The sequence below is a fragment of the Streptomyces sp. NPDC049585 genome, assembly GCF_040675615.1.
In the GTDB taxonomy this organism is placed as follows: Bacteria; Actinomycetota; Actinomycetes; order Streptomycetales; family Streptomycetaceae; genus Streptomyces; species Streptomyces luteosporeus.
In genome coordinates, this window is record NZ_JBFAPE010000001.1 from 386,062 (window position 1) to 403,336 (window position 17,275).

General features: G+C 72.1%; 14 protein-coding genes. 12 read left to right on the forward strand and 2 right to left on the reverse strand.

Going from position 1 to position 17,275, the window contains the following annotated elements; translation table 11 throughout:
* The first annotated feature begins 90 nt into the window (after positions 1–90).
* The 5 genes from AB0K17_RS01830 to AB0K17_RS01850 all read left to right on the forward strand — a co-directional run bounded on the left by AB0K17_RS01830 (position 91) and on the right by AB0K17_RS01850 (position 7,523).
* Complete coding sequence (locus AB0K17_RS01830; protein WP_365981759.1) at positions 91–1,485, forward strand: class II fumarate hydratase; 1,395 nt, start codon at positions 91–93, stop codon at positions 1,483–1,485.
* Positions 1,486–1,559: 74 nt separating this feature from the next.
* A complete protein-coding gene (locus tag AB0K17_RS01835; RefSeq protein WP_365966785.1) occupies positions 1,560–2,354 on the forward strand; it encodes a DUF402 domain-containing protein in 795 nt (264 codons plus the stop codon).
* The gene (locus tag AB0K17_RS01840) at positions 2,351–3,025 is read left to right on the forward strand and encodes a class I SAM-dependent methyltransferase (protein ID WP_365966786.1); all 675 of its coding nucleotides are present in this window, start codon (positions 2,351–2,353) and stop codon (positions 3,023–3,025) included. Before AB0K17_RS01835 ends, AB0K17_RS01840 begins: the two co-directional genes overlap by 4 nt.
* Before the next feature lie 945 nt (positions 3,026–3,970).
* Complete coding sequence (locus AB0K17_RS01845) at positions 3,971–5,938, forward strand: SpoIIE family protein phosphatase (RefSeq protein ID WP_365966873.1); 1,968 nt, start codon at positions 3,971–3,973, stop codon at positions 5,936–5,938.
* A gap of 103 nt (positions 5,939–6,041) precedes the next feature.
* Positions 6,042–7,523, forward strand: coding sequence for a catalase (locus tag AB0K17_RS01850; protein WP_365981760.1), 1,482 nt, complete (start codon positions 6,042–6,044; stop codon positions 7,521–7,523).
* A gap of 72 nt (positions 7,524–7,595) precedes the next feature.
* On the opposite strand, the gene AB0K17_RS01855 is transcribed toward AB0K17_RS01850, so the two are convergent.
* Positions 7,596–9,887: a transglycosylase domain-containing protein gene (locus tag AB0K17_RS01855; protein ID WP_365981761.1), complete on the reverse strand. Its 2,292-nt coding sequence runs from the start codon at positions 9,885–9,887 to the stop codon at positions 7,596–7,598.
* Between the two features lie 241 nt (positions 9,888–10,128).
* Here AB0K17_RS01855 and AB0K17_RS01860 point away from each other — a divergent pair, with 241 nt between their 5' ends.
* The 5 genes from AB0K17_RS01860 (at position 10,129) to AB0K17_RS01880 (ending at position 14,987) form a co-directional block, all read left to right on the forward strand.
* Positions 10,129–11,073, forward strand: a complete 945-nt coding sequence (locus AB0K17_RS01860) for an SPFH domain-containing protein (RefSeq protein WP_365981762.1) — start codon at positions 10,129–10,131, stop codon at positions 11,071–11,073.
* Positions 11,070–11,303, forward strand: a complete 234-nt coding sequence (locus tag AB0K17_RS01865; protein WP_365966790.1) for a hypothetical protein — start codon at positions 11,070–11,072, stop codon at positions 11,301–11,303. The genes AB0K17_RS01860 and AB0K17_RS01865 overlap by 4 nt, the downstream gene beginning before the upstream one ends.
* Positions 11,304–11,437: 134 nt before the next feature.
* Entirely contained in the window at positions 11,438–11,965 is a 528-nt protein-coding gene (locus AB0K17_RS01870) for a PadR family transcriptional regulator (protein WP_365966791.1), read from the forward strand.
* Positions 11,962–12,651 (forward strand): ABC transporter ATP-binding protein, encoded by a 690-nt coding sequence (locus AB0K17_RS01875; protein ID WP_365981763.1) that lies wholly within the window; start codon positions 11,962–11,964, stop codon positions 12,649–12,651. Before AB0K17_RS01870 ends, AB0K17_RS01875 begins: the two co-directional genes overlap by 4 nt.
* Positions 12,648–14,987 carry an FtsX-like permease family protein gene (locus tag AB0K17_RS01880; protein WP_365981764.1) on the forward strand — a complete coding sequence of 780 codons (2,340 nt, stop codon included), beginning with the start codon at positions 12,648–12,650 and terminating at the stop codon, positions 14,985–14,987. Before AB0K17_RS01875 ends, AB0K17_RS01880 begins: the two co-directional genes overlap by 4 nt.
* Before the next feature lie 55 nt (positions 14,988–15,042).
* Here AB0K17_RS01880 and AB0K17_RS01885 read toward each other — a convergent pair whose 3' ends face one another.
* A complete protein-coding gene (locus AB0K17_RS01885; protein WP_365981765.1) occupies positions 15,043–16,005 on the reverse strand; it encodes a LysR substrate-binding domain-containing protein in 963 nt (320 codons plus the stop codon).
* Between the two features lie 132 nt (positions 16,006–16,137).
* On the opposite strand from AB0K17_RS01885, the gene AB0K17_RS01890 reads away from it, so the two are divergent.
* Together AB0K17_RS01890 and AB0K17_RS01895 are read left to right on the forward strand one after the other, a co-directional pair.
* Positions 16,138–16,692: a peroxiredoxin gene (locus tag AB0K17_RS01890; protein WP_344436679.1), complete on the forward strand. Its 555-nt coding sequence runs from the start codon at positions 16,138–16,140 to the stop codon at positions 16,690–16,692.
* Between the two features lie 11 nt (positions 16,693–16,703).
* Positions 16,704–17,237 carry an alkyl hydroperoxide reductase gene (locus AB0K17_RS01895; RefSeq protein ID WP_365966795.1) on the forward strand — a complete coding sequence of 178 codons (534 nt, stop codon included), beginning with the start codon at positions 16,704–16,706 and terminating at the stop codon, positions 17,235–17,237.
* Positions 17,238–17,275 lie beyond the last annotated feature (38 nt).

Genomic DNA, 17,275 nt, shown 5'->3' on the forward strand with positions numbered 1-17,275 from the left:
TGTTGTTACTCGCGGTATTTAGTAGTCACGAGGGCCTTTTGGGAACACGGGGAACGAGACAAACGCTGTGTTTGTCAGGAGGTAATGACCATGACCGACAGTGGCCAGTTCCGGATCGAGCACGACTCGATGGGGGAGGTCCGCGTTCCCGCCCACGCCAAGTGGCGGGCCCAGACCCAGCGCGCCGTGGAGAACTTCCCCATCAGCGGACAGCGGCTGGAACGCGCCCACATCGAGGCGCTCGGCCGCATCAAGGCCGCGGCCGCGAAGGTCAACGGCGAGCTGGGGGTGCTGGAGGCCGACGTGGCCGCGGCCGTCGCGGAGGCGGCCGGCGAGGTTGCCGAGGGCCACTGGGACGACCACTTCCCCGTCGACGTCTTCCAGACCGGCTCGGGCACGTCCTCCAACATGAACGTCAACGAGGTCGTCGCCACCCTGGCCACGGAGCGGCTCGGCCGCCCGGTGCACCCCAACGACCACGTCAACGCGAGCCAGTCCTCCAACGACGTCTTCCCCTCCTCGATCCACATCGCCGCCACCGCCGCCGTCACGCGGGACCTGATCCCGGCCCTGGAGCACCTGGCGGCGGCGCTGGAGCGCAAGGCGACGGAGTTCGCGGACGTCGTCAAGGCCGGGCGCACCCACCTGATGGACGCCACCCCGGTGACCCTCGGACAGGAGTTCGGCGGGTACGCGGCCCAGGTGCGGTACGGCGTCGAGCGGCTGCGCACCGCGCTGCCGCGCCTGGCCGAACTGCCGCTCGGCGGCACGGCCGTGGGCACCGGCATCAACACCCCGCCCGGCTTCTCGCCGGCCGTCATCGCCGAGGTCGCCCGGGTCACCGGGCTGCCGCTGACCGAGGCGCGCAACCACTTCGAGGCGCAGGGCGCACGCGACGGCCTGGTGGAGGCCAGCGGGCAGCTGCGCACCATCGCCGTCGGCCTCACCAAGATCGCCAACGATCTGCGCTGGATGGGCTCCGGCCCGCGCACCGGGCTCGCCGAGATCGCCCTGCCCGACCTGCAGCCCGGCTCCTCGATCATGCCCGGCAAGGTCAACCCGGTCGTCTGCGAGGCCGTGCTCATGGTCGCCGCCCAGGTCACCGGCAACGACCTCACCGTCGCCACGGCCGGCGCCGCCGGCAACTTCGAGCTCAACGTGATGCTGCCGGTGATGGCCAGGAACCTCCTGGAATCGATCCGGCTCCTCGCCAACGCCTCCCGCCTGCTGGCCGACCGCACGGTCGACGGCATCACCGCCAACGCCGAGCGGGCCCGCGAGTACGCCGAGTCCTCCCCGTCCGTCGTCACCCCCCTCAACCGCTACATCGGCTACGAGGAGGCGGCGAAGGTGGCCAAGAAGGCCCTTGCGGAGCGCACGACCATCCGGCAGGTCGTCCTCGAATCCGGGTACGTCGACCGCGGACTGCTCACCCTGGAACAGCTCGACGAGGCACTCGACGTGCTGCGCATGACCCGCCCCTGAGCAAACGCGCCTGGACCGTACCTTTGCGGCGCAGGTCACGGCACATCGGTGGCCGGGGCACCTAAGATCTGTGCATGGCAGCGGAGACCACGGACGACACGACGGGAACCACCGGCGGCGACACCTCCTGGGCGCCCGGCGACCAGATCCTGTGGCGCTACCGCGACAACCGCAGCGGACAGGTGCACATCTGCCGGCCCGTCACCGTCGTCGAGGACTCCCCCGACCTGCTCGCCGTCTGGATGGCCCCCGGCACCGACTGCGTCAAACCGCTCCTCGCCGACGGCACGCCCGTCCACCGGGAGCCGCTGGCCACCCGCTACACCAAGCCCCGCACCACCACCGTCACCCGCTGGTTCGGGCCGGGCGTGCTCAAGCTCGCCCGGCCCGGCGAACCCTGGTCCGTCTGGCTCTTCTGGGACCCGGGCTGGCACTTCCGCAACTGGTACGTCAACCTCGAAGAACCCCTCGCCCGCTGGGCCGGCGGCGTCGACTCCGAGGACCACTTCCTCGACATCTCCGTCCACCCCGACCGCAGCTGGGAATGGAAGGACGAGGACGAATTCGCCCAGGCCCAGCTCGTCGGCCTCATGACCGCCGAACGCGCCGAGCGCGTACGGGCCGCCGGGCGCGCCGCCGTCGACCTCATCGAAGCCTGGGGCGCCCCCTTCGCCGCCGGCTGGCCGAACTGGCGGCCCGACCCCGCCTGGCCCGTACCCGCCCTGCCCGCCGACTGGGACCGCCCGCCCACGGCCCACCGCGAACCCGGGTGTGAATCAGGGCCGGAACCGCTTGCCGACTCCCCGCGCGACGATCGTAGGATCAGCCTCCGCGGTACCGGCACAGCTATGGGAGGGGCACAACCGTGAGCGCTGACGGTCGGCGGGACTACGACGGCTACGCCCGCTTAGGGCTGGACCGCAGCGGCCAGGCCGAGGCGTTCGACGCCATCGGCGACCGCTACGACGAGGCATTCCCGCACAAGGACGGCCAGCTCGCCTCCGGCGCCTGGCTGGCCACCACCCTGCCGCCCGGCTCCCGCGTCCTGGACGTCGGCTGCGGCACCGGTCTGCCGACCGCACGCCAGCTGGCGGACGCCGGGCACGAGGTCGTCGGCATCGACCTGTCCCCCGGCATGCTCGACCTCGCCCGCGCCAACGTCCCGGACGCCACCTTCCACCTCGGTGACCTCGCCGGTCTGCGCGACGGGCACCTGGGCACGTTCGACGGCATCGCCGCCTTCTTCTCCCTGCTGATGCTGCCGCGCGCGGAGATCCCGCACGCGCTGCGGATGCTGCACGACCTCCTCAGACCCGGGGGACTGCTGGCCCTGTCGATGGTCGAGGCCGACGTCGACGACTACGCCATGCCGTTCCTGGGCAACACGATCCGGGTATCCGGTTACCTGCGGGACGACTTGCGGCAGGTCGTGCGCGACGCGGGATTCGACATCGCCGGCGAGAACGCGCTGGCGTACGCCCCGGCCAGTACGGACGTCCCACCCGAGATCCAGATCTTCCTCGACCTGCGCCGCGCCTGAACCCCGTGTGCCCCAGCCGGGTGCACGGCCCCGACGGATGGAACCCCACGCGTGACGGAGCATCCCCACTCCCACGGCAGACCCCGCCCCGCCCCCCGGCCGGCGGCCACCCCCGCACGCCCCGACGCCGTACCCGCCCCGCACGGCGGCGAACCGGGCGCGGCCCGCGGCCACGAGGAGACCGCCCCCACCGGCCGCGTGCCGCGCCAGGCGGGCGCGCCGACGGGCCGTACGGGCAGCATGCCCGGCGCCCAGCCGGGCGCTGCAGGCGCCGGCGACCCCGCGTCCCGTGCGCCGCGCCCGACGGACGACGCACCCACCGGCCGCGTACCGCGCCAGGCGCGCCGCACGGCCGCCACCCCCGTCCGCGACGGCAACCCCGCAACCCCCGCACCGCGCCCGACGGGCGACGCGGAGACCACACCCACCGCCGAGCCGGCCCCTGCGGGCCGCACGGAAGCCGCGCCCACCGCCGAGCCGGCACCCGCGGGCCGCGTGCCGCGTCAGGCGCGCGGCGCCGGCGACTCCGGGGGCCGTGCACCGCGCCCGGCGCGCGGCGCGGGCAGCTCCGGTGCCGGTGGCGCCCGCGCACGGCAACTGACGGGCCGTCCGGAGGGCGGTCCCGCAGGCCGGGGCGACGGGGTCGCCTCCGGCCGGGCGGAGGCCGCCGCAGCGCCCGCCGGCGGCGGAGCTGCCGCGAGCCACGACCGCACGGACGCCGCTCCCGGGCGCCGTGCGCGGCGGGTCGGCGGGCGGCGCCGTGGTGGGGCTTCAAGGGCGCAGGGCGAGGGCCGGCGCGCGGCTGACGCCCCATCAATCGTCCGTCTCCGGGGGGAGATACCCACCGCCGGCGACGGCGAGCGGGTTCGGCCCGTCGCCGCCGGCACCGGCGTCCCGCGGCGCCGTCGGCGCAAGGCGGCGCCGGCCGTGCGGGTCGGGGGTGGGATGCGCATGGAGGGGTCCGATCAGGATCCGGCACATGTGCCCGTCGTGGACGACGGGGACGGGGACGGGCACGCCCGCCCGCGGGCCCGTGGCGGCCGGCAGCGGGCCGGTGACGTGCGCGGCAGCCGCGACGGCACGGTGTCCGCCGCCGCCACCGGCGGCGGTGCCAAGGGCGCCGGGGACGCCGCCGGTCACGGCAGCGGCGGCATGCCGCCCGGCGGTGGCGCGGGTGGCACGGGCGGGCCGGGTACGGCGGGTCTGGCGCAGGCCGCGGCCGGCGCCTCCGGCGGCGGCGAGCGGCTGCGCTTCGTGGGCGCCGCGACCCGCCGTATCGCCCGTGGCATCGATCTGGACGAGATCGTGCTGGGTCTGTGCCGGGCCACCGTGCCCACGTTCGCGGACGCGATCCTCGTGTATCTCCGTGATCCGCTGCCGGTCGGTGACGAGCGGCCCGTGGGTCCGGTGGTGCTGCGGTTGCGCCGCACGGACCGGTTGCCGGACAGTGCGCAGGAGAGTCCGGATCCCGGCCCGGAGCTGACGGAGACGGCCGCGGAGCGCTGCGAGGTGCGCATAGGCGGGCCGCTCGCGGAGGTGCTGCGGGGTGTCCGGCCGGTGTTCGGGGACTCCTCGGCCGCGCGGGCGGCCCTGCCCGAACTGCTCGGCGAGGGCCGGCACGTGCCGGATCGCCACCGTACGATCCTGGCGCCGTTGCGCGGCCGGCGCCGGGTGATCGGCGCGGCCGTGTTCGTCCGCCGTCTGGACCGGCCGCCGTTCGAGGGCGACGACCTGCTGGTGGCGGCGCAGTTGGCGACGCACACGGCGCTCGGTGTGGACAAGGCCGTCCTGTACGGCCGCGAGGTGTACATCGCCGACGAGTTGCAGCGCACGATGCTGCCGGATTCGCTGCCGCAGCCGACGGGCGTGCGGCTGGCGAGCCGCTATCTGCCGGCGGCGGAGACGGCCCGGGTCGGCGGCGACTGGTACGACGCGATCCCGCTGCCCGGCAACCGCGTGGCGCTCGTCGTCGGCGACGTCATGGGTCACTCGATGACGTCCGCGGCGATCATGGGTCAGCTGCGGACGACCGCGCAGACCCTGGCGGGCCTGGACCTGCCGCCGCAGGAGGTGCTGCACCATCTCGACGAGCAGGCACAGCGCCTGGGCAGCGACCGGATGGCGACGTGCCTGTACGCGGTGTACGACCCGGTCGCGCACCGCATCGTGATCGCGAACGCCGGGCATCCGCCGCCGGTGCTGCTGCACCGCGGCGGCCGGGCGGAGGTGCTGCGGGTGCCGCCGGGTGCGCCGATCGGCGTGGGCGGGGTGGACTTCGAGGCGGTGGAGCTGGACGCGCCGGCCGGGGCGACGCTGCTGCTGTACACCGACGGCCTGGTGGAGTCCCGGATGCGGGACGTGTGGACGGGGATAGAGCAGCTGCGTGAGCGGCTCATCGAGACCGCACGTCTGACGGGTCCCAATCCGCCTCCGCTGGAGCCGCTGTGCGACGAGGTGCTGGGCATGCTGGGCCCGGGCGACCGGGACGACGACATCGCGCTGCTGGCGGCCCGTTTCGAGGGCATCGCGCCGAGCGACGTGGCGTACTGGTTCCTCGATCCGCGTCCGCAGACGCCGCGCGAGGCGCGCCGCCTGGCCCGCAGGGCGCTGGCCCGGTGGGATCTGGAGGAGCTCACGGACGGGGTGGAGCTGCTGGTCAGCGAGGTGATCACCAACGCCGTGCGGTATGCCGAGCGTCCGATAACGCTGCGGCTGCTGCGCACGGACGTGCTGCGCTGCGAAGTCGGGGACGATGTGCCGCAGTTGCCGCGGCTGCGGCAGGCGCGGCCGTCGGACGAGGGCGGCCGGGGGCTGTACCTGGTCAACAGGATGGCCCGGCGCTGGGGTGCCACGCGGCTGAGCACGGGGAAGGTGGTGTGGTTCGAGCTGGCGCTGCCCTCGCGCGCCCGCTGACCGTGGGGGCACTGTTGCCGACGCGGTGTCGGCGCGCTTGACTGGCCCGGTCGAGGGGCGGCTTCCCTCCGCCCCCGCCCGTTCCTCGTTCGGGAGGCGTCCCATGGCCGATTCGGCGCAGAGCACCCCGCACACCCAGCAGGCCTCGTACACCACCGACAACGTCGGTATTCCGGTGGAGAGCGACGAGCACTCGCTCACCATCGGCGACACCGGCCCCATCCTGCTCCAGGATCACTACCTCATCGAGAAGATGGCCCAGTTCAACCGCGAACGGATCCCCGAACGGGTGGTCCACGCCAAGGGCGGCGGCGCGTACGGGCGCTTCGAGGTGACCAACGACGTCAGCCAGTTCACCAAGGCCGACCTCTTCCGGCCGGGCAGCCGCACGGAGGCACTGGCCCGCTTCTCGACCGTGGCCGGTGAGCAGGGCTCGCCCGACACCTGGCGCGACCCGCGCGGCTTCGCGCTGAAGTTCTACACCCGCGAGGGCAACTACGACCTGGTGGGCAACAACACCCCCGTGTTCTTCGTGCGCGACCCGATCAAGTTCCAGGACTTCATCCGCTCGCAGAAGCGCCGTCCCGACAGCGGCCTGCGCGACCACGACATGCAGTGGGACTTCTGGACCCTCTCACCCGAGTCGGCGCACCAGGTCACCTGGCTGATGGGCGACCGTGGCATCCCGCGGACCTGGCGTCACATGAACGGCTACGGCTCCCACACCTACATGTGGATCAATGGGGGCGGGGAGCGTTTCTGGATCAAGTACCACCTCAAGACCGACCAGGGCATCGAGTTCCTCACCCAGGCCGACGCCGACCGCCTGGCCGGCGAGGACGCCGACTTCCACCGCCGCGACCTGTTCGACTCCATCGCCGGTGGTGACGCCCCGAGCTGGACGATGTACGTGCAGGTGATGCCGTTCGAGGACGCCGCGGACTACCGCTTCAACCCCTTCGACCTCACCAAGGTCTGGCCGCACGGCGACTACCCGCTGATCGAGGTCGGCCGGCTCACCCTCGACCGCAACCCCGAGGACTACTTCGTCCACATCGAGCAGGCCGCCTTCGAGCCCTCCAACCTGGTGCCCGGCATCGGTCCCTCCCCCGACAAGATGCTGCTGGGCCGGCTCTTCTCCTACCCGGACACCCACCGCTACCGCATCGGCCCCAACTACACCCAGCTGCCACCCAACCGCCCGCAGGCGCCGGTGAACTCCTACGCCAAGGACGGCGCCATGCGCTACGAGCCGTCCCGCACCGCCCGCCCGTACGCGCCCAACTCCTACGGGGGCCCCGCCGCCGACACCACCCGCTTCGGTGGCATCGCCGGCTGGGCGGCCGCCGGCGAGATGGTCCGCGAGGCCTACCGGCTGCACCGCGAGGACGACGACTTCGGCCAGGCCGGCACGCTGGTCCGCCAGGTCCTGGACGACGCCGCCCGCGCGCGCCTGGTCGACAACGTGGCGGGCCATCTGAAGGCGGGCCTGAGCGGCCCCGTCCTCTCCCGCGCCCTGCAGTACTGGCGCAACATCGACAAGGAGACGGGCGACCGGATCGCCACCAAGGTCAACGGCGGATGACAAAAGCGGCCGGCCGCCCTTCCCTGACGGGAGGACGGCCGGCCGCTGCGTTCGGTGCCGTGGATCCGTGGATCAGGCCGGCGGGGGCGGGTTCATCCCGCCGTTGGGCCGGGTGTCCTGCCCTCCGCCCGTGCCCCCGCTGGTCGTGGGCCGGGTCGAGGTGCCCGTCGACGGGCTCGTCGGCGGGATCGACGGGGTGTGGTGCGACGGCCCGGTGGACGGCGACCGCGAGCCGGACGGCGTGCCCGAGGGCGAGCCGGACGGGGAGCGGGAGCCGGAGGGCGTGCCCGAGGGGGACTTCGAGGCACCGGGGGAGGCGCTGCCGGAGGGCTTACCGGACGGGACGGCGGCCGGCGGCACGTACTTGTCCTGCGTCTCCAGGTCGAACTTGGCGTCGTCGTCCTCGTCGTCGAAGACGGAGGAGGTGTAGGCGGCCCAGATCTTGGCGGGCTGCTTACCACCGTTCACACGGCCCTCACCGCCCGCGTTCATCAGGGTGACCTGCTTGCCGCCGGGCCCCTCGCCGAAGAGGCCGACGGAAGTGACCAGACCCGGGGTGTAGCCGGTGAACCAGGCCGACTTGTTGTCGTCGGACGTACCGGTCTTGCCGGCGACCTGGTAGCGGCCGCTGGCGACGACGCTCGCCGTACCGTCCTCGACCACACCGGTCATGACGGAGGTGACGCCGTCGGCGGTGTTGCGGGAGACCACGCGCTCGTCGCCGGCCGGGTTGGGGAGCTTGTAGTTCTCGCCCTTCCAGGACACGGACTTGATGATGCTGGGCGTGACCTTCTTGCCGTGGTTGTCGAGGGTGGCGTAGACGCCCGCCATCTCCAGCGGGCTGGCGCCCATGGAGCCCAGCGACATGGAGGGGACCTCTTCGAAGTCGCTCTTCATGCCGAGGTCGACGGCGGTCTTCTTGACCTTCGACAGGCCGACGTCGACGGCCATCTGCGCGAAGACCGTGTTGACCGACTTGTTCATCGCCATCTGGACGTTGATCGCCGGCTCGGAGTACTGGTCCTCGTTCTCCGGGGCGAAGCCGTCACCGCCCGGACCCACGACCGGACGCTTGTTGGTGCCGTCGTAGGTGGTCGACGGTGTGATCGGCTGCCCGCTCTGGGTCTTCGACTCGTTCTGCAGGGCCGAGGCCAGGATCAGCGGCTTGAACGTCGACGCGGGCTGGTAGTCGCCGCGCGTGGCGTTGCTGAGCTGGTGCTTGAGGAAGTCCTGGCCGCCGTAGAGGGCCACGATGTGACCGGTCTTGGCGTCGACGGAGACGGCGCCCGGCTGGACATGGCCGTCGACCTCGCGGGCCTTCGGGTCCAGGTCGTCGAGAAGCTGGTTCTTCACCGCCTTCTCGAGCGCGGCCTGCTTCTTCGGGTCGATGCTCAGCGTGATCGTCCAGCCGCCGGCGGCGAAGTCGCTCTCCGGGCGGCCCTGGCGCTTGAGCTCGCCAATCATCTCCTGGCGCGCGGCCTGGACGAGGTAGCCGTTCTGGCCGGTGAGGCCGGCCGGGGGCTTGGGCTGGCCCGGCGGCTTGAACTGCATCGCCTTGCGCTTCTCGGGGTCGAGCCACTTCTGCTCGACCATTTTGTCGAGCACGTAGTTCCAGCGCGCCTCGACGTTGCGCTTGCCGGCGTCGGTGGCCGTCCCCCAGTCGTACTGGCTCGGCGCCTGGAGCAGCGCGGCGAGGTAGGCGCCCTCCTCCAGGCTGAGCTTGTCGACGTCCTTGCCGTAGTACGCGCGGGAGGCCGCCTGGATGCCGGAGGCGTTGCGGCCGAAGTAACTGGTGTTGAGGTACCCGGCGAGGATCTCGGTCTTGGGCTTCTGGTCCTGGACCTTCAGCGAGATGATCAGTTCCTTCACCTTGCGGGTGACGGTCTGGCGCTGGTCCAGGTAGTAGTTCTTGACGTACTGCTGGGTGATGGTGGAGCCACCCTGCTTGCCGCGGCCCATGACGGTGTTGAGGATGCCGCGCGCGGTGCCCTTGAGGTCGACGCCGGGGTCGGTCCAGAAGTTCTTGTTCTCGGCCGCGACGACCGCGTTCTGGACGTCCTTGGGGACCTTGGAGAGGGGCACCTCCTCGCGGTTGACCTCGCCGAGGCGGGCGATGATCTCGCCCTTCTGGTTCTTGTAGACGTTGCTCTGCGCCTGCGCGGCCTTGTTTCCTTCGCCGGGCACGTCCACGTACAGGTAGAGCGCGTAGAACGCACCGGCGGCGAGGCCGATCAGGGCCACGAAGTAGGCCAGCAGCAACTTCCAGGTGAAGAACCGGCGTATGCCGGTCTTTCTGGGTTTCCCGCCGCCCCGTGCCGGGCGGCCGCCCTTCTTCTGCGCTCGTCGCGCTTCAGCTCGGCCCATTTCTCCTGTAGCTCCAGTCCGTCCGCCCCCAACCCAGCTCATGAAGCTAACACCGCAACTGCCACCAAACGCCCATCGATCACGGCAATAACGGACGTGACATACAGCACCCCGGGTGGCGGGAACCCGGTACGGAGTCGCGCGGGAAACCGTACAGGAGCGATCAAGGACGATAATGTGCTATCACTTTGATAAGCAGTGCACGAGGGTGCACGGCACCGACCGAACCGGGGGACCTCCCATGACCGAGACGACCGACGCCGGCCCCGGCGTTCCGCCCTTCGCCGACCGCCCGCGCGTGACGGAGAAGCCCGCCAGCGACATAGGCGGCGGGCTCGCGCTCCTCCTCGGCCTGATCGGCCTGCTCGTCGGCATCGGCCTCGTCGTCGCCGGCGGCGTCACCAGCTCGCACGCCCCGGACGGGGTGACCGTCGCCCTCATCGCCGTGGGCATCACCATCGGCGTCTGCGCCTTCATCGCCATGGCCGGCCTGAACACCATCTCCCCCGGCGAGGCCCAGGTCGTCCAGCTCTTCGGCCGCTACCGCGGCACGATCCGCACCGAGGGCCTGCGCTGGGTGAACCCCTTCACCAGCCGACGCTCCATCTCCACCCGGGTGCGCAACCACGAGACCGCCGTCATGAAGGTCAACGACGCGTACGGCAACCCCATCGAGCTCGCCGCGGTCGTGGTGTGGCGGGTCGAGGACACCGCGCAGGCGATGTTCGAGGTGGAGGACTTCCAGGAGTTCGTGGCCACCCAGACCGAGGCGGCCGTGCGGCACATCGCCATCGAGTACCCCTATGACGCGCACGACGAGGACGCGCTGTCCCTGCGCGGCAACGCGGAGGAGATCACCGAGAAGCTGGCGATCGAACTGCACGCCCGCGTCGAGGCCGCCGGCGTGCGCATCATCGAGTCGCGCTTCACCCACCTCGCGTACGCCCCCGAGATCGCCTCGGCGATGCTCCAGCGCCAGCAGGCCGGCGCGGTCGTCGCGGCCCGCAAAATGATCGTCGAGGGCGCGGTGGGCATGGTCGAGATGGCCCTGGAGCGGATCATGGAGCAGGACATCGTCGCCCTGGACGAGGAGAGGAAGGCGGCCATGGTGAGCAACCTGATGGTGGTGCTGTGCGGTGACCGGGCCGCCCAGCCCGTCCTGAACACCGGCACCCTCTACCAGTGACGGAGGAGGGCGCGGGAGCCGCACCGCGCAGGCCGCAGCAGCGCAAACAGGTGCTGCTGCGGCTGGACCCGCAGGTGCACGACGCGCTGACGCGCTGGGCGGCGGACGAGCTGCGCAGTGCGAACGCGCAGATCGAGTTCCTGCTGCGCAAGGCGCTGCACGAGGCGGGCCGCCTGCCCTCGGACGTCTCCGCCATCCCCCGCCGCGGGCGTCCGCCGAAGGATTCCTGACCTCCTTTCCCTGACCTCCTTTCCCTGACCTCCCGTCCCCGGTCGCCGGGCGGGCCGGCCCCCGGGTAGGCCCGCCCGGCGATTCGCGGCGCGACTATACACATCGTGTATACACACGATGTAGAGTCCCGCCCATGTCAATCGGACACACCCTGCTCGGCCTTCTGGAGGCCGGCCCCCGCCACGGCTACGACCTCAAGCGCGCCTTCGACGAGCGCTTCGGTCACGACCGCCCGCTCCACTACGGCCAGGTCTACGCCACCATGTCCCGTCTGCTGAAGAACGGCCTGGTCGAAGTCGACGGCATCGAGCAGGGGGACGGCCCCGACCGCAAGCGGTACGCCATCACCGACGCCGGCGTCACCGACGTCGCCTCGTGGCTGGAGCGACCCGAGAAGCCCGAGCCGTACCTGCAGTCGACCCTCTACACCAAGGTCGTCCTCGCCCTGATGACCAACCGCGACGCCACCGGCGTGCTCGACGCGCAGCGCGCGGAGCACCTGCGGCTGATGCGCGAGCTGACGCAGCGCAAGCGCGAGGGGGACCTCGCCGACCAGCTGATCTGCGATCACGCCCTGTTCCACCTGGAGGCCGACCTGCGCTGGCTGGAGATCACCGCCGCCCGCCTGGACCGGCTCGCCGACACGGTGGTGCGCCCGTGACGCCCGCCGGTTCGCTGCTGGCCGCCACCGGCCTGCACAAGGCCTACGGCCTGACCCGCGCCCTGGACGACGCCGAGTTCTCCGTGCACCCCGGCGAGGTCGTGGCCGTCATGGGCCCCTCCGGTTCCGGCAAGTCGACGCTGCTGCACTGCCTGGCCGGCATCGTGCGCCCGGACGCCGGCACCGTCCTGTACGCGGGCCGGGAGCTGACGGCGATGCCGGACTCCGAGCGCAGTGCGCTGCGCCGCACCGACTTCGGGTTCGTCTTCCAGTTCGGCCGGCTCATCCCCGAGCTGACCTGCGCCGAGAACGTCGCGATGCCGCTGCGCCTCGGCGGCATGGGCCGCCGCGCGGCGGAGCGCAAGGCCGCCGAGTGGCTGGAGGTCCTCGAAGTGGCCGGCGTGGAGCGCAAGCGCCCCGCGGAGATATCGGGTGGTCAGGCGCAGCGCGTGGCCGTGGCCCGGGCCCTGGTCACCGAGCCGGCCGTGATCTTCGCGGACGAGCCGACGGGTGCCCTGGACTCGCTCAACAGCGAGCGCGTGATGCAGCTGCTGACCGATGCGGCCCGGGCCTGCCGGGCGGCCGTCGTCCTGGTCACCCACGACGCACGCGTGGCCGCCTACTCCGACCGCGAGGTCGTCGTGCGCGACGGCCGCGTCCGTGACATGGCGGGGGCGCTGCGATGACCTTCCTGCAGAGGTACGCACGGACGTACGCACGGACGTACGCGCGCGACCTGGCCATGGGTGCCCGCTTCGCCGTCACCGGTGGTCGCGCGGGGTGGCTGCGCACGGCGCTGACAGCCGCCGGCGTCGGCATCGGCGTGGCGTTACTGCTCGTGCTGGCCGCGCTGCCCGAGGCGGTGGACGCCCGCGAGGCGCGCCAGGTGGCCCGCCACGGCGGGGCGAGCGCACCGCTCACCGCGCCGGGCGCGCGGACGATGCTGATCCAGCAGACCGACACCGAGTACCGCGGGCGGCGGATCGAGGGCAGTCTCGTACGCCCGGAGGGGCCGAAGGCCCCCGTGCCGCCGGGGGTGGCGGCGTTGCCGCGGCCCGGCGAGATGGTGGTCTCCCCCGCCCTGAAGGACCTCCTGGACTCCCCCGCCGGCGCACTGCTGCGCGAGCGGCTGCCGCACCGCGTCACCGGGACGATCGCCGCCGAGGGCCTCGTCGGCCCCGACGAGCTCCTCTATTACGCGAGCAGCGACAAGCTCGCCGTCCATTACTACCTGCCCACCGACCCGCACCGGATCGACTCCTTCGGTCACGACCGGGCCGTCCCCCCGCCGAACGACGACGTCAAGGTCCTCGGCGGTCTGGCCTGTGCCGTCGTCCTGCTGCCGGTCGGCGTGCTGATCGCCACCGCCGCCCGCTTCGGTGGCGAGCGCCGCGACCGGCGGCTGGCCGCACTGCGCCTGCTGGGGGCGGACAGCCGCACGACGCGCCGGGTGGCGGCGGGCGAGGCACTGGCCGGTGCGCTGTTCGGGCTGGTCGTCGGCGGTGGTCTCTTCCTCCTGCTGCGCCAGGGCGGCCCGTCGGTGCGCCTCGACAGGGTCGGGATCTTCCCCGCCGACCTCCTCCCCTCCCTCTCCTCCGCCGTCGTGATCGCCGTCGCCGTACCGCTGGTGACGGTCGCCGTGTCGCTCTTCGCGCTGCGGGACGTGGCCATCGAGCCGCTGGGCGTGGTGCGGGGCGCGCCGCGCCGGCGCCGGCTGTGGTGGCGGCCGCTGCTGCCGCTGGCGGGCCTGGTCCTGCTGGTGGGCATCGCCACGAATGTGCTCGACCTGTACGTCGCGGGCTACAAGTGGCTGCTGGTGCCGGCCGCGGCCGTGCTGGTCCTGCTCGGGGTCACGGCCCTGCTGCCCTGGCTGGTGCAGGCGGTCGTCGGCCGGCTGCAGGGCGGGGCGCCGGCGTGGCAGCTCGCCGTGCGCCGGCTGCAGCTGGACAGCGGCCCGGCCTCGCGCGCCGTCGTCGGGATCCTCGTCGCCGTGGCCGGTGCGGTGTCCGTGCAGATGGTCTTCGACGGCGCCCGCGCCGTGGAAACCACGTCCGGGGGCGGCGCTGCGGCAAGGAGCGTGTACGTGTCGACGGGCCCGGGGACGGGCGAGCGGACGCGGTCGTACGTGGAGAGGTTCCGGGGCATCGAGGGCGTCCGTGCGGTGGCGGGCCACATCACCGCGACCGTCGACACCGTGGGCACCAAGGGGTACGGCCGCATGACGATCGCCGACTGCGACAGCGCCCGCGTACTCGCCAAGGTCGACGCGTGCCGCGACGGCGACGTCTTCCTGGTCACCGAACGCCCCGGTACACGGCCCTTCTCGGTCCGCCCCGGCATGGAGGTGACCGTGCGCGACGGCAGGAGCGGCGGGGAGCCCTGGACCGTCCCCGCGTCGGCCCGCGTCGTCGACCCGCAGGCCCCGGACGGGCTGGGGTACGCGGTCACCGGCATCCTCGCCACGCCGTCGGCCGTACGGACCGACGTACGCGACGCCCAGGCCAGGATCACCGTCCGGCTGGACCCCGGGGCGCCGGACGCCGTCGAGCGCGTCCGCAACACCGTCGCCACGATCGATCCGGCCGCGCTCGTCATCGATACCGGCACCGTGTCCGGCGTACGCGACTCCGACTACGTGTCGCTGCTGCGGTTGCTGCCCGCCGGAACCGCCCTCACGCTCGCCCTGATCGCGGCGAGCCTGACGCTGGCCACCGTCGAGCAGCTCGGTGAGCGCAGGTCGGCGCTGTCGGTCCTCGCGGCCTTCGGCGCCGGCCGGTCGGTCGTGGTGTGGTCGGTGGTGTGGCAGACGGCGGTGCCGGTGGTCCTCGGCATGCTGCTGGCCGTGGCCTTCGGTCTGGGGCTGGGCCGGCTGGTCATGACGATGACGCCGCTGCGGGTGGCCGACTGGTTCGGCTTCGTGCCGATCGTGGGGACGGGCCTGGGCGTCGTCGCCCTCGTCACGCTCGCCGCGCTGCCGGCGCTGTGGCGGATGATGCGCCCGGACGGCCTGCGGGCCGAATAACGTGTCGCCCTCGGCTGCAGGCACGTCGTGGCTTGTCGCGCAGTTCCCCGCGCCCCTACGGGGCGATCCGTACCGGCAGGCGTCGCAGCTCCGTGCGCAGGGCGGCGGCGAACGCCTCGAACTCGCCCTGGCGAGCGGCCCCCGTCCGCATCGCCAGGGCGATCCGGCGCGAGGGCGCGGGGTCGGCGAAGTGGCCGGTGGCGAGCCGTTCGCTGCGGCCGGTCTCCACCTGCAGGGCCGTGGCCGGCAGCAGGGTCACCCCGAGGCCGCCGCCGACGAGCTGGACGAGCGTGGAGAGCCCGGCGGCGCTGGTCGTCGCGGCGACCCCCTCGGTGCGGCCGGCCTCCCGGCACACGTCCAGGGCCTGGTCGCGCAGGCAGTGGCCCTCGTCGAGCAGCAGCAGGTCCAGCTCGCGCAGGGCCTCGCGCGGGATGTCGCCGCGCCCGGCCAGCCAGTGGTCGTGCGGGGTGACCAGGACGAAGTCCTCGTCGAAGAGGGGCAGTTCGGTGATCCAGGACATGCCGAGGGGCACGGCGAGCAGCAGCAGGTCGAGCCGGCCCTGGGCGAGCCCGTCGAGCAGGGAGCCGGTCTGCTCCTCGTGGACCTGCAGGTCCAGCTGCGGGTAGCGGTCGTGGACCAGGCGCAGCACGGTGGGCAGCAGGTACGGCGCGACGGTGGGGATGACGCCCAGGCGCAGGACGCCGGTGAAGGGGGCGCGGGCGGCTTCCGCCTCCTCCATGAAGGAGCCGACCGCCTCCAGGACGGCGCGGGCCCGGACGGCGAGCCGCTCACCCGCAGGGCTGAGCAGCACCTTGCGCGTCGTACGCTCGAGAAGCTGAATTCCGAGGGTCTCCTCGAGGGTGGAGACGGCACCGGAGAGCGCGGGCTGGCTCATGCCGATGGCCGTCGCGGCATCCCTGAAGTGCAGGTGCTCGGCCACGGCGACGAAGGCGCGCAGCTGGGCGAGGCTGGGCTGGCGGGGGCGTCCGGGGGCTATGGACGAGGTCGACGACGTCACTGATAACCACCTCCAATCAACATCACCCAGTCTACCTATTTCCCCTATCAATGCCTCCTGTGGCACTGTGTTCTTGTCCAACCCGCAGGAAACCCCCGAATCAGTGGGTTTCCTTCGTTGCAAGGAGAGCGCGTGCTCACTGTCGGTGACAAGTTCCCCGAGTTCGACCTGACCGCCTGTGTCTCGCTCGAGGCCGACAAGGCCTTCGCGCAGATCGACCACAAGACCTACGAGGGCAAGTGGAAGGTCGTTTTCTTCTGGCCGAAGGACTTCACCTTCGTCTGCCCGACCGAGATCGCCGCGTTCGGCCAGCTGAACGAGGAGTTCGCCGACCGTGACGCCCAGATCCTCGGTGTCTCCGGCGACTCGGAGTTCGTCCACCACGCCTGGCGCAAGGACCACAAGGACCTGCGCGACCTGCCCTTCCCGATGCTCGCCGACGCCAAGCACGAGCTGATGCGCGGCTGCGGCGTCGAGGGCGAGGACGGCTACGCCCAGCGCGCCGTCTTCATCGTCGACCCGAACAACGAGATCCAGTTCGTCATGGTGACCGCCGGTTCCGTGGGCCGTAACCCCAAGGAGGTCCTGCGGGTCCTCGACGCCCTGCAGACCGACGAGCTGTGCCCCTGCAACTGGTCCAAGGGCGAGGAGACCCTCGACGCGGTCAAGCTCCTCGCCGGCGAGTGAGCTGATCCTCCATGGCCCTCGATGAACTGAAGTCCGCGATACCGGGCTACGCCAAGGACCTGAAGCTGAACCTCGGCTCGGTCATCGGCAACTCCAACCTGCCCCAGCAGCAGCTGTGGGGCACCGTGCTCTCCTGCGCGATCGCGACCCGTTCGCCGATCGTGCTGCGCGAGCTGGAGCCGGAGGCCAAGACCCACCTCTCCCCGGAGGCCTACGAGGCCGCCAAGGCCGCCGCCGCCATCATGGCGATGAACAACGTCTACTACCGGACCCGGCACCTGCTGTCGGACCCGGAGTACGGCAACCTGCGGGCCGGCCTGCGGATGAACGTCATCGGCAACCCGGGCGTGGAGAAGGTCGACTTCGAGCTGTGGTCCCTGGCGGTCTCCGCCATCAACGGCTGCGGCATGTGCCTCGACTCGCACGAGCAGGTGCTGCGCAAGGCCGGCGTGGACCGGGAGACGATCCAGGAAGCGTTCAAGATTGCCGCCGTGCTCCAGGCCGTCGGCGCGACGCTGGACGCGGAAGCCGTGCTGAACGGCTGATTGCGGTCACAAGGAAGCGGGCCCCCGACCTTCGGTCG

Excerpts from the sequence above, each read along its gene's own strand:
- AB0K17_RS01830 (WP_365981759.1), top strand. The coding sequence starts at position 91 with ATGACCGACAGTGGCCAGTTCCGGATCGAGCACGACTCGATGGGGGAG.
- AB0K17_RS01835 (WP_365966785.1), top strand. The coding sequence starts at position 1,560 with ATGGCAGCGGAGACCACGGACGACACGACGGGAACCACCGGCGGCGAC.
- AB0K17_RS01845 (WP_365966873.1), top strand. The coding sequence starts at position 3,971 with ATGCGCATGGAGGGGTCCGATCAGGATCCGGCACATGTGCCCGTCGTG.
- AB0K17_RS01850 (WP_365981760.1), top strand. The coding sequence starts at position 6,042 with ATGGCCGATTCGGCGCAGAGCACCCCGCACACCCAGCAGGCCTCGTAC.
- AB0K17_RS01855 (WP_365981761.1), bottom strand. The coding sequence starts at position 9,887 with ATGGGCCGAGCTGAAGCGCGACGAGCGCAGAAGAAGGGCGGCCGCCCG.
- AB0K17_RS01860 (WP_365981762.1), top strand. The coding sequence starts at position 10,129 with ATGACCGAGACGACCGACGCCGGCCCCGGCGTTCCGCCCTTCGCCGAC.
- AB0K17_RS01870 (WP_365966791.1), top strand. The coding sequence starts at position 11,438 with ATGTCAATCGGACACACCCTGCTCGGCCTTCTGGAGGCCGGCCCCCGC.
- AB0K17_RS01880 (WP_365981764.1), top strand. The coding sequence starts at position 12,648 with ATGACCTTCCTGCAGAGGTACGCACGGACGTACGCACGGACGTACGCG.
- AB0K17_RS01895 (WP_365966795.1), top strand. The coding sequence starts at position 16,704 with ATGGCCCTCGATGAACTGAAGTCCGCGATACCGGGCTACGCCAAGGAC.